Consider the following 18,604-nt stretch of genomic DNA (forward strand, 5'->3'; position numbering starts at 1 on the left):
TTCCCCTATTCAAAAAGCCCTTATCATAAGCATATTTCAACATGAAATTGCTATAATAAGGGCTTCTCAAAAACTTATATAATCACTTTATATAATAATAAGATAAAACGTTATTCACTTCTTAAATAATCTCTTTCTAAATACAAACATACTTAATGCTGAAAGAACAAGTGCTAATCCAGAAAGTAAGGTCGGTGTGTTAGCTTGACCACCAGTTGCTGCTAAAGACTTCTGATTTTCCTCTTGCTTATTAGCATGTTGTTTATTTGAATCTTTTTCTTTCGCACTCTCTTGTCCTACCACTTTTACTGGACCAACTTGATTATTCCCTTTTGGCTCTTGATCCAATCCAGTTGCTGATTCTTTTACCTCTTCTTTTGTACCTGCAACTTCTTTCGCCGGCTCTTTTACTTCTTCTTTTGTTTCTTCAACTTCTTTTACCGGCTCTTTTACTTCTTCTTTTATTTCTTCAATACCGGCTCTTTTACTTCTTCTTTTGTTTCTTCAACTTCTTTTACCGGCTCTTTTACTTCTTCTTTTCTTTTTTTTCTTTTTTTTTTTCTTCAACTTCTTTTATCGGCTCTTTTACTTCTTCTTTTATTTCTTCAACTTCTTTTACCGGCTCTTTTACTTCTTCTTTTGTTTCTTCAATTTCTTTTACCGGCTCTTTTACTTCTTCTTTTTCAACTATATTCTGGATAACTGTTCCGTTAAAGCTTATACTAGTTTCATCCGAATCTAAATCAAATTTATATACCTTTTCACCTGGAGTACTCCATTTCATTACTCCGTTATTAAACGTTCCACCCTCACTTGTTAGTTTAATATTCTCAATAGTTTCTCCTTCTAAGTCATATACCGGAACTTGAATTTCTTCATTTACTTTCGCTTCATTTAAAATGATTTTTTGTCTTCCGGCATCAATTGAAAACCATTGACCTAATTGTATTAACGGCCTTACATCACGAATCTCATTTCCAGCTAATTTTAAACTGAGTAGGTCTAACATTGAGCCAAGAACTGATACATCTTTAATATGATTATCCGCAAGGTTTAACCACTGTAAATTTTCCAGTGAAGATAACGGCGTTATATCTTCAATTTTATTATGAGATACATTCACGTCTTTCAATTGTTTCAAGTTTGAAATGAACTCAATATTTTTCAACCCTACTCCTTCTAAAGTGAGATTTTCTAAGTTCGTCATGTATTCTAAACCAGTTAGATCTTTTATCTCTTTTCCTTTTTCTTTAAGTATCTCTAATGTTTTAATCTGTAATAAATCTTCTTTTGTTATAGGGGCATTTAGATTCTCTCTACCAAAATTCTTTTTATTAATATGTTGTTTTAAATTTTTATCAAGAATTACATTTTTACTTTCTGTTTGTTTTTCAACTATACTTTGTATAACCGTCCCATTAAATCTTATTTTACTTTCAGCAGGATTCGTATCTAGTTTAAATTCATATATTTTTTCTCCAGGACTATTCCATTTTATAAATCCGTTACTCAGCGTAGCCCCCTCACTTTTCAATTTAATATTTTGAAGTGGCTCTCCTTTAAAATTGTATACTGGAATTTTTATTTCTTCATCTACGCTTGCTTCATCTAAAAAGATTTTTTGTCTTTGAATATCTATTGAAGTTCGCTTACCCAATTCCTCAACAGACTTTATGTCAGAAATTTCATTCGCTCCAAGATTTATCTCATGTAAATTTGTTAAATTACTCAGTGGCGATATATCAGAGATATAATTCTCTTCTAAATTCAATACTTGTATTTTTACTAATTTAGATAATGATGATATATCTTTTATTTCACTATCAGCAATTTCTAGTTCAATAAGATTACTCATTTTACTAATAGGCTCAACATCACTAATTTTATTATTTCCTATCCATAATAGATTCACATTCTTTAACTTCTCAATACCCGAAAGATTACTAATTTGATTATTTGCTAAGTATACTTCTTCTAACGATAACACTGTAAATAATGGTGTAAGATCCTTTATATTATTACCAATTAAATCTAATATTTTAATCTTTTTCATTTGACTTAACGGTGTAAGATCTGCAATTTTGTTATCTCTTAAAAAGAGCATGTCAAGATTCTCTAGCTTAGAAACGGGTTGAATGCTTTCAATTGGACTAGAGGATAAATCTAAATATTTCAAATGTCTCAATCCCGAGATAACAGATATGTCTGTTACATTAGACTCTCTTAATGTCAACTTCTCTAAGTTTGTCATATATTCTAAACCAGCTATTTCATTTATCCCCTCACCTGAGTATATGGATAATGTTTTAATTTGTAATAAATCTTCCTTCGTTATAGGTTCATTTATATTTTTTCTCTCTAAGTTATATTTATTAATATGCATTTGCAATTGCTTATCTACTATTACATTTCCATCTTGTTGATCCACTGTATCCTCTTTATTTTCCTTTTGATCTTTTGGAACATTGTTTTCTAGATTTAACGCATTTACTTCAAACTGCACCTGGTACTTATTATCATAGGCCATTGTCGGAATATAAATATGCATTTGCATATTATATCTTTTTCCTAATTCTCCAACTTCAAATTGAATAACCTTCGTCCCATTTTTCTTTTTATCCTCTGATATGACTTTTACATCATGGAATACACCAGGAGTATCAATATCCTCTGTTTTCAAGTATTCGAAGAAATCACTATCACTTAACGTTGCCGTTACAATTTTCTTCCCATTCTCAATAGTTAATTTAGGATCTTTTATATAAACAGCTGCCATAGACTCTTCATTCGTTTTATCTTTATACGCTTTAATAACAGCATCATATGTACCATCTTCTAAAGCATGTCCAGTTTTGTTCGCCTCAATTGCTACAGCTGCTAAAGCAGACGTTGAATACGTAGCAAATGGAAGTGATAACGCCGCAGCGATAATCATCGCATTTATATGTTTTCTTTTAGTTTTTTTCAACTTTACATCTCCTCCAAAATATATAAATCGAAATGTAATCATTTCTCGAATAAATGATAATGATTTTCATTATCGTTGTCAACTAAAAAAATAAAAAGTTTACAAAAAAATAACCCCTTTACAAGGGGTTATGCCATTTTTTCTCCTGATTCTTCTTTAAAAAAGCTCTTCATCGCATGAAATACATCTGCTTTTTGCTTTAAAATATAATATCTGAAATTCTCGTCTTTAATATTTTTATATGCTGACATAAGCGTACTGTGGCGGTTGTACTGATTCACTTCCCCATACCCAAACATATTACATTTTTTCATCAACTCTTCCACAAGCTTTACGCATCTAGCATTATCCGAAGTTAAATTATCACCGTCTGAAAAATGGAATGGATAAATATTATAACGGTCTGGTGAATATTTATTATCGATTAACTCAAGTGCTTTTTTGTATACGGAAGAACAGATCGTTCCACCACTTTCCCCTTTTGAGAAAAACTCTTCTTCTGTGACGACCTTCGCTTCCGTATGGTGAGCAATAAACTCAATGTCTACGGTTTCATACTTTGTGCGTAAAAATCTTGTCATCCAGAAAAAGAAGCTACGTGCCATATACTTCTCCCATATCCCCATCGATCCACTCGTATCCATCATCGCTAATACAACAGCTTTTGAATCTGGCTTTAACACTTCATTCCAAGTACGGAACTTTAAATCTTCTTGGTGAATTGGATGGAAAGATGCTTTACCACGCATTGCATTTCGTTTATATGCAGATATCATCGTCCGTTTCTTATCAATATTTCCCCATAATCCTGTTTTTCTAATATCATTAAATTCAATATGTTCAATCCGGTTTTCATCCATTTCTTTTCTCTTTAAATTAGGCAGCTCTAACTCTTTGAAAAACGCTTGCTCCAATTCTAAAATTGAGACTTCTGCTTCATAATAATCTTCTCCAGCTGCATCTCCTGCCCCTTGCCCTTTTCCTGGTCCCTTCTGCTTTTGACCACCTGATCCATCTCTTGCAACAACATCACCAACTTTGCTGTCACCGTTTCCTTGCCCAACGTGTTTGTTTTTATCATAATTGTATCTAATCTTATATTCATCTAAAGAACGAATCGGTATTTTCACAACATCCTTGCCATTAGACATAACTATACTTTCTTCTGTTACAAGGTCTGGTAAATTATTTTTGATTGCCTCCTGCACTTTTTCTTGATGGCGTTGTTGGTCGTCATATCCTTTGCGATGGAGGGACCAGTTTTCCTGTGAAATCGTGTAATTTGGTTGGTTTTCTTCGCTCATTCCTTTCCCTCCTTACTGTAATTGTCTTCCCCTATGAACAGCAATCTATAATTTTGTTTTCTAGTGTGCGTAACTAGAATATTTGAAAAATAACTGTTCATCGAAAATCATCCCATAAACATATATAGCGTTTTTCATACAATACTCCGAGCATCCTAAACAAAATTTTGCCACTCACATAATAGAAAGAAACATTCAGCCGTTGATAAGAAAGAAACACAATGCATTGTTGCACACATTTTCGTTTTGCAACATATTGTATTGTGTTGGCTTTTTTGTATGAATGGTTGGTTACTCTATCATATGCATATTGTAAAAATAATTGACAAGAAATTCATAAAATCGCATCTTAATTTATTATATTCGGACAAGCTATGACATTTTTTACAAATATCAATAGATAACAAAACGCCGCCCCAAGAATAAGAGACAGCGTTTTGTTATCAAACTATCGATTTAACAAACTACCTACATATCGTAACAATTCATTCGCAGATGAAGAATTATAGCCATGCTCATCAATTAAGCGTGCAACAACATCATTGATTTTCTTAAGCTGATTTTCGTCTGGTGTTTTCGTTGATGTTGTAATTTTCACTATATCTTTTAAATCGGCAAATAATTTTTTCTGAATCGCTTCACGAAGACGTTCGTGTGAATTATAATCAAAGCGTTTCCCTTTACGTGCGTAAGCAGAAATGCGAATTAAAATTTCTTCACGGAATGCCTTTTTAGCATTTTCTGAAATTCCAATTTGCTCTTCAATCGAACGCATAAGTTTTTCATCTGGGCTCATTTCTTCACCAGTTAACGGATCACGTAATTTTGATTTATTGCAGTATGCTTCGACGTTATCTAAGTAATTATCCATAAGTGTCTTAGCTGATTCTTCGTATGAATAAACAAATGCTTTTTGTACTTCTTTCTTAGCAATTTCATCGTATTCTTTTCTCGCTAATGAGATGAAATTCATATAGCGCTCTCGGTCCTCACTACTAATTGACGGGTGCTGATCCAATCCGTCTTTTAACGATCTCAGTACATCTAGTGCATTAATAGATGGTACCTCTTTTCGAATAATTGTAGAAGAAATTCGGTTAATGACATAACGAGGATCAATCCCCTTCATACCTTCATCTTGATATTCGCGTTGCAGTTCCTCTACATCAATCGTATTATATCCTTCTACCGTTTCTCCATCATATAAACGCATCTTTTTAATTAAATCAATATCTGGACGCTTCGGGTCTTTTAAACGAGTTAAAATAGTGAACATTGCTGCAACGCGAAGTGTATGCGGTGCAATATGAACATTGGACACATCACTTTCACGAATCATTTTTTCATAAATATGTTCTTCTTCACTAACCCGTAAATTATATGGAACCGGCATTACAATAATTCGTGAATGCAATGCTTCATTTTTCTTATTTGCTATGAAGGAACGATACTCTGTTTCATTTGTATGCGCTACAATTAATTCATCTGCTGAAATAAGCGCAAATCTTCCTGCTTTAAAATTCCCTTCTTGTGTAAGCGATAGTAAATGCCATAAAAATTTCTCATCACATTTTAACATCTCTTGGAATTCCATCATGCCGCGGTTCGCCTTATTTAATTCTCCATCAAATCGATATGCACGAGGATCTGATTCCGAACCGTATTCTGCAATTGTAGAAAAGTCTAGACTACCTGTTAAATCGGCAATATCTTGTGATTTTGGATCAGAAGGACTAAATGTACCAATTCCTGTACGGCGATCTTCAGAGAAGAAAATACGCTCTACAACTACATCCTCAATTCTTGCCCCATATTCTTGCTCTAGACGCATAACATTTAATGGTGATAAATTCCCTTCAATCCTTACTCCATATTCATCAAAGAAATCATTCCGTAAATGTTGCGGAATTAAATGAAGTGGATCTTCATGCATTGGGCATCCTTTTATTGCAAAAATCGCTCCACGATCTGTTCGTGAATATGTTTCTAATCCTCGTTTCAACATCGTAACTAATGTTGATTTCCCCCCACTAACAGGCCCCATTAATAACAAAATACGTTTCCTAACATCTAATCGTTTTGCAGATGGATGAAAATATTCTTCCACAAGGCGTTCTAAAGCATCCTCTAATCCAAATAGCTGATTACTAAAGAAGTTATATTTTCTTCTACCATCAACTTCTTCAATTCCAGCATCTTTTATCATATTGTAAATGCGAGAGTGTGCTGTTTGAGCCACCCATGGTCTTTCTTTCACAAGCTCCAAATACTCCGCAAACGTACCTTCCCATTGTAAACGTTCTTCTGCTTCCCGATATTGTTCAATTTTCTTTAGAATATCCATTATAGCTCCTCCCCCATCTCCTTGTTCAATCGGATTATTATAAAAGGTATGCTAGGATGTCCTTAAACATTCTTTAAATCAAAACGAAATATATAATAGCGCTATAAAATTCTCTCCAAAATTCAAAGAAAATTCTGTATAATAAAGGTATTAAAGTTTTCACGCTGCTATTCATTGTAAATAAATTCTTTTCTTCTGGGAACCTTACATACATTTCGATTCACAAATAGGATTCGTAAACCGAAAAAGTAAGGGGGAAATTAGTATGAAGTTATTATTAATTTTAGGTGTATCACTCACATTTCTTACAGCTATTTTTACATCTGGTTATAACGATAAGTCAGGTACACAAAAAAAGTGATGTGCTTTTCAGCACATCACTTTTTTTCTTGTTTTTTATACACTATTTAAAATAAATATTTTCCACATCGTATATCGATAAAGGGCGATTATAAAAATAACCTTGTACGATTTTCACATTCTTTTCCTTTAAGAACTGTATTTGTTCCGCCTTTTCTACTCCTTCTGCAATTACATTTAACCCTAGAGTATGTGCTAAATGAATAATTGCAGCCGTAATATTCGTATCTCTTTCATCTTTATATATACCTTCCATAAAAGAACGATCAATTTTTAACGTATCAATCGGATATGTTTTTAAATAACTTAAAGATGAATATCCCGTTCCAAAGTCATCTAAATGAATCTTTAAATTTTGTTCTTTTAACTGCAGTAACACTCTTTTTGATACATCTTTATGTATAAGAGCCCCTTCTGTAACTTCTATTGCTAATAAATGAGGGGGAACGTTGTACTTATTTAAAGCACGTGTAATCATCTCTATTAATGTAATAGAACGAAAATGTCTAGCTGAAATATTAACTGCGATTGGTACAACCTCATATCCTTTATTTAACCATTCACGTATCTGTTCACAAACTTGATGTACTACCCATTCATCAAGTTTAATAATAAACCCTGTTCTTTCAGCAAGTGGGATAAATTGATTTGGCGAGACAAAACCTAGCTCCTTATTCTCCCACCTTATTAAGGCTTCCATACTGGCCATCTTTCCCGTTTCAATATTAATTTGAGGTTGATAATAGAGGGAAAATTCATTTTTCTCTATAGCACGATGTAACTGATTTTCTATTATAAACCTTTGTTCACGTTCACAATCTAATCCACTACAATAAAAATGATAATACCCTTTTCCTTTTTCCTTTGCTTTTTCCAAAGCTGCGTCGACTCTTTGGAAAAGCATTTTTTCATCCATTCCATCTTCTGGGGCCATTACAATCCCAATTGATGCACTCAAATAAACATCCTCTTCTTCTATTACAAAATGCCCACTAATTTTTTTTAATATTGTTTGTGCAACTTCCTCTACGTATTCTCTCGTTATATTTTCTATTAACATAACAAATTGATCATCATGTTCTCTAAATAAATGCATATCTTCTATTTTTAGGTCTCGTAAGCATTCAGTAACTTTTTTTAAGACTTGATCCCCTTCTTTATGACCAAATGTATCATTAATAAGGTGAAATTCATCCAAATCTATAAAAACCAATGCGAATTCTTTATTCTCAGCTAAAAATTCATTTAGCTTATTTGTACATGATATTCTATTCATTAACCCCGTTAACTGATCAAAGTAAGCTAAATATTCTGTTTTCATCTCATTTAATACTTGCCTCGTAACATCCCTCGTAACAATGTACACCCCGACGATTTCACTATTCACAATAATGGGGATTGTCCTCACGGAAATATAAAGTTCATATCCTTCTTTATGAATATATTTCTTTGCAACAATTTGTTTTGCTCTTCCCTGTAAAGCATTTTTAAATATAATTTGAAAAGTTTTTTCATATTCTTTATTTATAAACTGACAAATAAATTGGTCCTTTAACTCTTCATATCGATACCCAAAAATTTCATAAGTCGCTGGATTTGCATATGTAATTCTTCCAATAGAATCTACAGATATAATGGAATCATTATTATATTCTAGTAATGACTTAAATAACATTTGTTTTTCTTCTACTTCCACTTTTTTCTTAACCTGTGCTGTAATATCTCTAGTAATACAAATAATAAACTGACATGTTCCATTTACATCGCATACTGGATTAAGTGAAGATTCATAATGTATATCACCAGTTGGCAAACTAATTACATCACAAAATGTAATTGCTCTCGCTTCTCTCATTACTTTTGCATAGTGTCCTTGCAATAACCTTGCCGTATCTTCTGGTAATACTTCTGCAAAAGTTTTCCCATAACATTCTTTCCCTAGCCTGGCGTGATTCATTCCTATTTTATTCACATAAATATATTTAAAAGTTTCATCATCAATAACTTTCACAATAAACACTAAATCTTGAATAGCATGTAACAATCCCTGTCTTACTAAATCCATATCTATCATACTTAAAAAGGTATTTTGATTATTATATTGTTCCTTCATATTTATCTCAACCCGTCTTATCTATTTTTATTCATATATCTCATTCTATATGAATATGTACCTTTTTTAAAATGTATGATTATATATTTTTTTAAAAAATAAAAAAGCCGCCAAATGGCGACTTTTAATACACGATTTCTAAATCTAATCCTGGATAATTTTGTTGACGGAACGCTTCATAAATTAAAATTGCTGCTGTATTAGATAAATTTAATGAACGTACTTTATCCGTCATTGGAATACGTAAACAATGATCGAAGTTTTCTTCAATTACATTAGCTGGTAATCCATTTGTTTCTCTTCCAAATACGAAATAGTAATCCTTCTCACGTTTGCTATAATCAAATGCTGTATGAGCTTTCTCGCCATACTTTGTTAAATAAAAGAATTCACCATCTTTATTTTTTTCATAAAATTCTTCGATTGAATCATAATACGTAACTTTTACGTGCTGCCAATAATCTAATCCTGCACGCTTTAACATTTTGTCATCCGTTGAAAATCCAAGCGGTCTAATCAAATGTAATTCTGTTCCAGTTGCTGCACAAGTACGTGCAATATTTCCTGTATTTGCTGGAATTTCTGGTTGATATAAAACAACATGTACTCCCACGCGATATTCACCTCTATTTTTTATCTACTACGTATTATACCACTTGAACGAAAAATCTCTACCCATTAATAATATGAAAGAATTTATATTTCATTTGTGGTGTATATTTACTAGAATCTTCATAGTTCCAATAACGCCTGCGGCTATTCGCTGAATGTGCATTTACAAGCGGCATACCATCTGCGTCTTTTGCTACTACAATTGTCGTATGATTCCACCTACCATCATCCTCAAAATCATACGCAATTACATCGCCAAGAATAAGGTCTTCTGGCCTTTCTACTGCTTCTGCTCGAAGCCCTGTTGTAGCACCTGACAAATACCAATAAAAAGAGTGTGCTACAGCCCAGCTCCAACTCCACTGGTTTCCCCTTTGCCACCACCCTTTACGAATGTTAGGATGTCCATTCATCGGTACTTCTCCAGTGTGCAGACATTGTGAAATGAAATTTGTACAATTATCCGGAAAATTACGGTATGCAGAATTGCGATCATCCCACCAACGCTCTGCATATTTCACTGCCTCTAAACGATTATATTGATATGAACCGTATTTTTCTTTCGTGACTTCCCGTTCTAACGTTTCACCTATTCCTATTTCTTCTGACACTTCAAGAGCATAATCATCTATTATACAACTATTTTTTAAACAAACTCGTCGTTTTAATTGTTCCTCTTCGATATAAAATAATTCTTTATGCTTAATTAAATATTTCAAGTGTATTTGATAATCAATTTCTTGATGCTCATTACTATTTAATTGTCTAACGAAAGAAATATCTGCAGTTGCTTTCACTATATGTGCACTACGCTTTTGAAACAATTGTTTCTTTCTCTGTACCATTTGTAACAAATCTACTGCAATACCATCTACATCTGTTCGTTTCTCTGTTATATATGCTAAAAACTGTTGCACTTGCTTTTCAATATTCGCTTTTACAACCATTTCGTTTCCCTCCCATATTACAATATGAAAAAGGGAGATATTATCTACTCTTTTTTCTGTGCTAACAATTCAAGTCCACGATTCATTTCATGAAGAACCTCTTCATCTTTCTCACGTTCCATCGCTTTTTCAATCGCTTCTCCTACTCCATCTCCACCAATTTTCCCAAGTGCCCATGCTGCTGTTCCTCGAAGTACTGGTCTTGGATCATCTTTCATAACACCGATTAAATCAGGAATTGCTGCTGTTTCTTTGAAATGTGCAAGTGCTAAAATAGCATTTCGTTGCAATGGTTTTTTACCTCTCCATGAACCAGACATAATTCCATACTTCTCTTTAAAATCACGATTACTAATTGTTAAAAGTGGTGTTAATAACGGTTTAACTAACTCAGGGTCAGGCTCCATTTCAGGATGGTTATGAAAATCCATTCCTTTATTTTTCGGACAAACAGTCTGACACGTATCACATCCATATATACGGTTTCCTATTTTATCGCGATATTCTTCAGGCAGAAACCCTTTTGTCTGTGTTAAAAATGCAATACATTTCTTCGAGTCCAACTGCCCGCCTTGTACTAAAGCACCTGTAGGACAAATATCAATACATTTCGTACAACTTCCACATTGATCTTCTATTGGCCGATCAGGAGGGAATGGAACATTCGTAATCATTTCTCCTAAGTATACATACGAACCAAATTCCGGCGTAATAATAGCGCAGTTCTTACCACTCCATCCAATACCGGCACGCTCTGAAACAGCTCGATCACTTAGCTCCCCTGTATCAACCATTGATTTCACTTCTATATCCGGCAGCTTTTCGATTAAATACGCCTCTAACTTTTGCAAACGATCTCGTAGAACAAGGTGATAATCTTGGCCCCAAGAAGCACGGCAAAAAATCCCACGTCGTTCCCCTCGTTTACTTAATGGTGCATTTTTTAATTTTGAAGGGTATGCTAAAGCAATCGCAATAATTGATTTCGCACCAGGTAACAATAGCTGTGGATTCGTTCTCTTCTCTATATCAGGCTCTTCGAATCCAGACTGATAATTCAATTGTTGTTGCTGGATTAGACGCTGCTTTAATTCCTCAAATGGTGAAGCACTGGCAAAACCTATTTTATCTATACCAATCGTTTTACTATACGCAATTACATCTTGCTTTAATTGTTCAAAGTCCATTTTCAATCGCCTCCACCGATGAATCCATCCCTTATGTAACGACTATATTGGTTATCAATTCACTTTTGGAATAATATTCTTCACTTCTATTTTCGCATACAATTATGATTTTCAAACATTAAAAAACGCAATGCTTCGTTTATCTTAGAAACGAAACACTGCGTTGATCACAATTTATTAGAAAAACATTAAATAAAATTTGGAGCGGGTGAAGAGAATCGAACTCTCGACCAGAGCTTGGAAGGCTCTTGTTTTACCACTAAACTACACCCGCAAATATGAAAAAAATATAAGATATTGAAATAACTTATGTAAAGTAGTATAGCATGTAAAAAAAATCGAAGCAAGAAATTTATCGAAAAAAGTCGAAAAAGTGATGAGATACCTCATCACTTTTTCAATTCTTTATCAATCGCCTTCTTCATACTATCGAAATCAGGGTTTGCAAGATTCCCATTTATATATACTGAAGGAGCACCTTGAACTTTTAATTTTTGAGCACGATCTGAATCTTTACGTACTTTGTCTTTCATTTCTTTACTGTGTAAATCTTTTTTAAACTGTTCTACATTAATTTTCGGAAGCTTTTCTTTCACAATATTAAGAAGTAATTCTTCTGTAATCCATTCTTCCGTATCTTTCTTTTGATTTTGATAAATCTCATCATAGAAAATCCAGAATGAATCTTGATCTTGTTTATAAATTGCTTCACCGGCAGCTGCACCTAAATCAGAGTCTTTTCCGATAAACGGGAAGTTAATAAAATATAACTGCACTTTACCTTTATCAATATACTCTTCTTTTAATCGTGGTAATACTGTTACATCCCAAGTACGACAAGCTGGACATTTAAAGTCTCCAAATTCAACTACCTTAACTGGAGCATCATCTTTCCCTAAAGATTGTTGCGTAGAATAAGCAAACATCTCATTCCCTTTATCTTTCTTGTCATTTATGATGCTATACACAATCGTCCCGATTACAATCAATACTGCGATAGAAAAAACTATACCAAGAGCCATGAGTTTGTTTGATGATTTCATATACATTCCTCTTTAATTTCATATTCTGTATACATCATTGTACACAATACACATAATATCAATACTTACATAGGTCACGCAATGAACACGCTCACATAAATTACAAAAATACAACGTTTGTGACAATATTGTGTCGCCTTTTGTCACAAATTATTAAAAAAAGAAGCTCCTATGTAGGAACTTCTTTTAACTTACTGCTTTTTCACGGGCATTTTTTAACATGGATTGCTCTGTTTTTATATCATGGCGAATTACTAATTTCTCACTAACTGCTTGCACATATTCATCATGATTTATATACCCTTCTTTCTCCATTAGCCTTAAAACTACATTCCGTCTCTCAACTGCTTTATCATAATTTTGTGCAGGTGAGTAATAAGCCGGTGCTTTTACTATAGCAGCCATCATTGCACTTTCAGCCAGTGTTAATTGATCCACTTTTTTACCGAAGTAAAGGTTTGCTGCTTTTTCAATCCCCCATGCGCCTTCTCCGTAGTAAATATTACTTACATACAATTTTAATATCTCATCCTTTGTGAATGTACGTTCAATCTTTTTCGTATAAAAAATTTCTTTCCACTTACGGGAAAATGTACGTTCATTAGATAAGAAAGCATTTTTAGATAACTGCTGTGTAATCGTGCTTCCTCCTTGCACAACACCACCAGCTTTTATATTTTCAATAGACGCCCTGATAATCGCTATATAGTCTAAACCGTTATGATGATAAAACCTTTTATCTTCCGTCGCAATAAATGCGTGTGTTAATGATTCTGGCACCTCTAACTTAGCGGGTACATGTAATTTACTAATATCACTTCGCTCAATCATTACATTTCCAACGAATAATAATGCAAAACTTAACAATAATAATAATATAATGGCTTTATAAAGAAATTTAGTTAATGGATTTAATGCAACTTTTTGATGATAATTCACTCTAGATAATACTCGTTCTTTCATCTCGAACACCTCTTTTCCACACAGCATATAACTCTTAATTTAAGAATACCTTGTTATAAAAGAATATCCCATCGATTTCTCTTACACCTACCTTACAACATTGTAAGGTGTAAAAATGTATTGTATCACAGTCCCTTTTTATCTACTATTCATATGAAATGTTGAATATACATTTATTTATCACACTATTTATAGGAAGTAGGACTCTCCTTAATTTCACTTTATTCTTTTATTATATCAGTTTATACATTTATACTTTTAAACATCTAGCAATCTAATTATATACGATATATCACTATTATACAGAACGAACGTTCTGCAAATCAATACTAGCTTTCGGATTATCTCGCTATTTGTGTGCAGTAAGAATTCTCCCTCAAAACTTGGCTAAAGCTAGGAAATTAGGTGGTAGTTCTGCTTCCTCCACCAATTATTAGCCTACACTTTATTATTGTGACCTTTTTCTGAAACAGTATACATAAAGAAAAGGTTAGCAATTTGAGCTGTCCTCAAATAACTAACCTTTTCTTTACAACCTTCCTATAAGATTATATGGCTGAACTTCCCATGTTTCGTATGGAATAAAATGCATTGCTTTCATCGCATCAAGTGTCCTTGATTTCATATGAGGACGCGTTATATACTCATCAATGTTCTCTTCGTTTAAAGCAACAAATTTAGCCTCTTGTATTTCTTCAGATTGAATTTTTATTTCACCACTAACATATGCTACTTTAAAAACAACAGCTACAATATGCATAGAAGCATTATAATAAATCCCTGTAACTCCGATAGGCTTCACAGTTAATCCTGTTTCCTCCATTATTTCTCTGCAAACAGCTTGATCGAGCGCTTCCCCTTCTTCTACCTGTCCTCCAGGCATTTCCCACGTATCTGCTCGCCAGTGCACTTTCGTTAAAAGCACCTCATTCTTTTCATTTGTTAAATAACCTGCTACGGCAACAATATGCTTTGGTGTTTTATGCTCCACAGAAATACCTCCTAGAAATATGATTATTTAAAATACAAACCTATAACCATATTCCCTAGCAGCTACAAAATACCTTTAATACTTTACCACCTTAATTAACTCCATAAAAAAAGACCCTATCCGTTAAAGGAAAGGGTCTTCTGTCTTATATTATTCCCCTAAGTCTACGTTGTGGTAAACTTGCTGTACATCTTCTAAATCTTCTAATGCATCAACCATTTTTTCAAATTGTACTTGAGCATCTTCAGGAAGTTCTACATCACTTTGTGCAAGCATTGTTAATTCTGCAACTGTAAATTCTTCAACACCAGCACCTTTAAGTGCAGATTGTACTGAATGGAACTGATCAGGTTCAGCATAAACGATAACAGAATCTTCTTCTTCTAGAATGTCACGTGCATCTACATCTGCTTCCATTAAGATTTCAAGAACTTCATCTGATGTTTTACCTTCAAGACCTATAACAGCTGTCGCATCAAACATGTAAGCGACAGAACCGTTTACACCCATGTTACCACTGTTTTTGCTAAATGCAGCACGTACATCTGCTGCAGTACGGTTTACGTTATTTGTCAGTGTATCTACAATTACCATAGATCCGTTTGGTCCAAAGCCTTCATAACGAAGCTCGTCATAGTTTTCTTCTGAACCGCCTTTTGCCTTTTCAATCGCACGGTCAATAATTGTTCTTGGCACGTTGTATGTTTTCGCACGTTCTAATACAACTCTTAACGTTTGGTTTGATTCTGGATCTGGCTCGCCTTGTTTTGCTGCCACATAAATTTCACGTCCAAATTTCGCGTATATACGGCTTGTATTTGCATCTTTTGATGCTTTTTTTTCTTTAATATTGTTCCATTTACGGCCCATACTTTCCACTCTCTTTCCCATTTTAAATCTACATAAAAATATTAATATGAAATATAATGTGTATTCAACACATTTTTAAAAGAAATATAAAAAGTTCATTTTTGATTCATATTACAGACATAATATAAATCACTATCATTTTGTTCTTTCGACAAGTTATATTATACATGAATTCCTAAGTTTATTACGAATTTTAGAATCACATAGCATAATTTAACAAAAAAACCCTAACATTTCTGTTAGGGTCTTTTTAGGTGACATTTATATAGAGTGCTACCCTTAAAATCCTTTATTTTAAAGCATTTTAAAAATTTTGAGCTTCTTTAAACATGATAAATTAAAATGAAACGGGCCAAAATGGAATCATATTAAATAACTGACACCTTTTACTTTCATTTCTCTCCCTTGATTAAATTTATCATATTTCATTTATTACTGTGATGATTTATTTTATTATTTCTCGCTAAACAATAAGAAACAGGGCAAAGCTGCCATGTCCTTTTAAAGATTTGTTATGTAGTATGTTATGAACTATTCATTATCAAACTAAAGTTATTCCTTTTCATTCCTCTACTAATCCCATAATATTTCCTTAATTACTTTCTATTGCTGTATAATTAAAATAGGAAAAAATTTGAAGAAAAGATGGAGGGAGAATTATGACACATTCAAATGAGAAAAAATCACATGGTTTTAAAGGAATAGGAGAGAAGTTAAACCCAACTATCTATCAAGTGAGATTCATAAAATTGGATGGTCCAATTCAATTTGATTCGTTCCCTAAATTAAAGGAATTAGGGGACTGGTTGAGTACTTCAACGCAAATATGGTCGTGTCACTCAACTATGTACAAGTACAACAGAGAAGAGTTTGAAAAGAAGTTTTTTGAAATTACGAAATTACCAGCTGATAATGTGGTAATTTCAACTGGTGGTATCGGATTTAACTTCATGTCACCAGGGTGGAGAGATTCTCTCTAGAGTGCTCGAAAAAATTCTTGTATATGTAATATTCTACTGAAATTTTATCCTTTTAATACTTCATAGTTTCTTCCAACTGTATCTAAAGTTCGTCACTTACTCACCGCACACTACCCCAACGCACTATTAGTGCTTATTTTGTAGTGTAAAAAAAACACAAAAAAACTCTACACAATTAGTGTAGAGCCTTGATGTTACGCCGTTCGTGATACCGATGGTCGGGGTCGAACCGACACTCCCGAAGGAACACGATTTTGAGTCGTGCGCGTCTGCCAATTCCGCCACATCGGCATAAAAGAAAGGCGGCAACCGGATTTGAACCGGTGGTAAAGGTTTTAAGTCCTGTGCCTCTGCCTGTTCGCCACCCCGGCATGTCATACTGAAAATTGGAGCGGAAGACGGGATTCGAACCCGCGACCCCAACCTTGGCAAGGTTGTATTCTACCACTGAACTACTTCCGCAAGACATGTTTGAGTTATTTTATTAAAAGTGCGGGTGAGGGAGTCGAAGCCCCACGCCTAACCGCTAGGCTATAGCCCACCGAAGTTTTACTTAATTATATGTAAGTATCCATTAATTTATTTGTAATTTTTAAAAAATAAAAATGGGGCGACTGATGGGAATTGAACCCACGAATGCCGGAGCCACAATCCGGTGCGTTAACCACTTCGCCACAACCGCCATGTTGTGTTTATATATTTGGCAGGGGCAGTAGGAATTGAACCCACACTGGAGGTTTTGGAGACCTCAGTTCTACCTTTAAACTATGCCCCTATGTAAAATGGTGGAGGGGGGCAGATTCGAACTGCCGAACCCGAAGGAGCGGATTTACAGTCCGCCGCGTTTAGCCACTTCGCTACCCCTCCGAAACTTACATGGTGCCGGCTAGAGGACTTGAACCCCCAACCTACTGATTACAAGTCAGTTGCTCTACCAATTGAGCTAAGCCGGCATATTTTATTAAAATGGTGGCTCGGGACGGAATCGAACCGCCGACACGAGGATTTTCAGTCCTCTGCTCTACCGACTGAGCTACCGAGCCTTATTAAAATGGCGGTCCCGACCGGGGTCGAACCGGCGATCTCCTGCGTGACAGGCAGGCATGTTAACCACTACACCACGGGACCATTTGGTTGCGGGGACAGGATTTGAACCTGCGACCTTCGGGTTATGAGCCCGACGAGCTACCGTACTGCTCCACCCCGCGATAATATTATTTATATAATTATATGATAAGTGTTGGCAACCACATTACGAGAATGTTTGGTTGCGGGGACAGGATTTGAACCTGCGACCTTCGGGTTATGAGCCCGACGAGCTACCGTACTGCTCCACCCCGCGACAATATTATTCATATAATTTATATGGTGGAGGATGACGGGATCGAACCGCCGACCCCCTGCTTGTAAGGCAGGTGCTCTCCCAGCTGAGCTAATCCTCCAAAAGTGGTGACCCGTACGGGATTCGAACCCGTGTTACCGCCGTGAAAGGGCGGTGTCTTAACCACTTGACCAACGGGCCAAATATTATAAATTCCTTATGGCGGAGAGCAAGGGATTCGAACCCTTGATACGCTTGTGACGTATACACGATTTCCAATCGTGCTCCTTCGGCCAACTCGGACAGCTCTCCAATGGCTCCGCAGGTAGGAATCGAACCTACGACCGATCGGTTAACAGCCGATAGCTCTACCGCTGAGCTACTGCGGAATAATATTGCCTGGCAACGTCCTACTCTCACAGGGACAAGGTCCCAACTACCATCGGCGCTAGAGAGCTTAACTTCCGTGTTCGGTATGGGAACGGGTGTGACCTCTCTGCCATCATTACCAGACATTATTCTTTTGAGACAATCATTATTATAACTTATTCACCCTGAAAGTCAATAAGTTTTTTATATTCTCTCAAAACTAGATAACATT

General features: G+C 34.8%; 11 protein-coding genes, 15 tRNA genes, 1 rRNA gene and 1 pseudogene. 1 reads left to right on the forward strand and 27 read right to left on the reverse strand.

The features are described 5' to 3' along the window. Positions 1–114: 114 nt before the first annotated feature. The 12 genes and pseudogenes from DN408_RS19510 to DN408_RS19565 all read right to left on the reverse strand — a co-directional run bounded on the left by DN408_RS19510 (position 115) and on the right by DN408_RS19565 (position 15,702). Positions 115–2,968: pseudogene (locus tag DN408_RS19510) on the reverse strand (leucine-rich repeat domain-containing protein). 128 nt (positions 2,969–3,096) lie between these two features. Further along, complete coding sequence (gene yhbH, locus DN408_RS19515) at positions 3,097–4,272, reverse strand: sporulation protein YhbH (RefSeq protein ID WP_002010376.1); 1,176 nt, start codon at positions 4,270–4,272, stop codon at positions 3,097–3,099. Between the two features lie 448 nt (positions 4,273–4,720). Next, complete coding sequence (locus DN408_RS19520) at positions 4,721–6,616, reverse strand: PrkA family serine protein kinase (RefSeq protein ID WP_002125087.1); 1,896 nt, start codon at positions 6,614–6,616, stop codon at positions 4,721–4,723. A 403-nt stretch (positions 6,617–7,019) separates the two neighbouring features. After that, positions 7,020–9,089: a sensor domain-containing protein gene (locus DN408_RS19525; protein WP_002125085.1), complete on the reverse strand. Its 2,070-nt coding sequence runs from the start codon at positions 9,087–9,089 to the stop codon at positions 7,020–7,022. Between the two features lie 124 nt (positions 9,090–9,213). Beyond that, positions 9,214–9,702, reverse strand: coding sequence for a tRNA (uridine(34)/cytosine(34)/5-carboxymethylaminomethyluridine(34)-2'-O)-methyltransferase TrmL (gene trmL / locus DN408_RS19530; protein WP_000538149.1), 489 nt, complete (start codon positions 9,700–9,702; stop codon positions 9,214–9,216). Positions 9,703–9,760: 58 nt separating this feature from the next. Then, positions 9,761–10,648 (reverse strand): amidase domain-containing protein, encoded by an 888-nt coding sequence (locus DN408_RS19535; RefSeq protein ID WP_002029655.1) that lies wholly within the window; start codon positions 10,646–10,648, stop codon positions 9,761–9,763. Between the two features lie 44 nt (positions 10,649–10,692). Then, positions 10,693–11,835: a tRNA epoxyqueuosine(34) reductase QueG gene (gene queG, locus DN408_RS19540; protein ID WP_002115986.1), complete on the reverse strand. Its 1,143-nt coding sequence runs from the start codon at positions 11,833–11,835 to the stop codon at positions 10,693–10,695. 200 nt (positions 11,836–12,035) lie between these two features. After that, a tRNA-Gly gene (locus DN408_RS19545) sits at positions 12,036–12,109 on the reverse strand. A gap of 115 nt (positions 12,110–12,224) precedes the next feature. After that, a complete protein-coding gene (locus DN408_RS19550) occupies positions 12,225–12,878 on the reverse strand; it encodes a DsbA family protein (RefSeq protein WP_002091101.1) in 654 nt (217 codons plus the stop codon). A gap of 186 nt (positions 12,879–13,064) precedes the next feature. After that, entirely contained in the window at positions 13,065–13,841 is a 777-nt protein-coding gene (locus DN408_RS19555; RefSeq protein ID WP_002091102.1) for a transglycosylase domain-containing protein, read from the reverse strand. 529 nt (positions 13,842–14,370) lie between these two features. Then, positions 14,371–14,832, reverse strand: coding sequence for an NUDIX hydrolase (locus DN408_RS19560; RefSeq protein WP_002010362.1), 462 nt, complete (start codon positions 14,830–14,832; stop codon positions 14,371–14,373). Between the two features lie 150 nt (positions 14,833–14,982). Further along, the gene (locus DN408_RS19565; protein ID WP_002113875.1) at positions 14,983–15,702 is read right to left on the reverse strand and encodes a YebC/PmpR family DNA-binding transcriptional regulator; all 720 of its coding nucleotides are present in this window, start codon (positions 15,700–15,702) and stop codon (positions 14,983–14,985) included. Positions 15,703–16,361: 659 nt separating this feature from the next. Between DN408_RS19565 and DN408_RS19570 the strand changes: the two genes are divergently transcribed. Continuing rightward, positions 16,362–16,682, forward strand: coding sequence for a DUF3884 family protein (locus DN408_RS19570; protein WP_002125076.1), 321 nt, complete (start codon positions 16,362–16,364; stop codon positions 16,680–16,682). Between the two features lie 209 nt (positions 16,683–16,891). Here the strand turns inward: DN408_RS19570 and DN408_RS19575 are convergent. The 15 genes from DN408_RS19575 to rrf all read right to left on the reverse strand — a co-directional run bounded on the left by DN408_RS19575 (position 16,892) and on the right by rrf (position 18,516). After that, positions 16,892–16,973: transfer RNA gene (locus tag DN408_RS19575), tRNA-Leu, on the reverse strand. A 96-nt stretch (positions 16,974–17,069) separates the two neighbouring features. Further along, positions 17,070–17,144 (reverse strand) — tRNA-Gly (locus DN408_RS19580). 144 nt (positions 17,145–17,288) lie between these two features. Continuing rightward, positions 17,289–17,364 (reverse strand) — tRNA-His (locus tag DN408_RS19585). 19 nt (positions 17,365–17,383) lie between these two features. Further along, positions 17,384–17,457, reverse strand: a tRNA-Trp gene (locus DN408_RS19590). Between the two features lie 8 nt (positions 17,458–17,465). Beyond that, positions 17,466–17,549 (reverse strand) — tRNA-Tyr (locus DN408_RS19595). A gap of 10 nt (positions 17,550–17,559) precedes the next feature. Continuing rightward, positions 17,560–17,635: transfer RNA gene (locus tag DN408_RS19600), tRNA-Thr, on the reverse strand. Between the two features lie 14 nt (positions 17,636–17,649). Next, positions 17,650–17,725 (reverse strand) — tRNA-Phe (locus DN408_RS19605). A gap of 9 nt (positions 17,726–17,734) precedes the next feature. Then, positions 17,735–17,810, reverse strand: a tRNA-Asp gene (locus tag DN408_RS19610). A 3-nt stretch (positions 17,811–17,813) separates the two neighbouring features. Further along, positions 17,814–17,890 (reverse strand) — tRNA-Met (locus DN408_RS19615). A gap of 57 nt (positions 17,891–17,947) precedes the next feature. Further along, a tRNA-Met gene (locus DN408_RS19620) sits at positions 17,948–18,024 on the reverse strand. Positions 18,025–18,048: 24 nt separating this feature from the next. Continuing rightward, a tRNA-Val gene (locus DN408_RS19625) sits at positions 18,049–18,124 on the reverse strand. A gap of 5 nt (positions 18,125–18,129) precedes the next feature. Beyond that, a tRNA-Glu gene (locus tag DN408_RS19630) sits at positions 18,130–18,204 on the reverse strand. Between the two features lie 19 nt (positions 18,205–18,223). Beyond that, a tRNA-Ser gene (locus tag DN408_RS19635) sits at positions 18,224–18,315 on the reverse strand. 2 nt (positions 18,316–18,317) lie between these two features. After that, positions 18,318–18,392: transfer RNA gene (locus DN408_RS19640), tRNA-Asn, on the reverse strand. Positions 18,393–18,400: 8 nt separating this feature from the next. Further along, positions 18,401–18,516: ribosomal RNA gene (gene rrf, locus DN408_RS19645) — 5S ribosomal RNA — on the reverse strand. Between the last annotated feature and the right edge of the window lie 88 nt (positions 18,517–18,604).

This window comes from Bacillus sp. AR13-1 (assembly GCF_008042285.1).
Lineage (GTDB): Bacteria > Bacillota > Bacilli > Bacillales > Bacillaceae_G > Bacillus_A > Bacillus_A mycoides.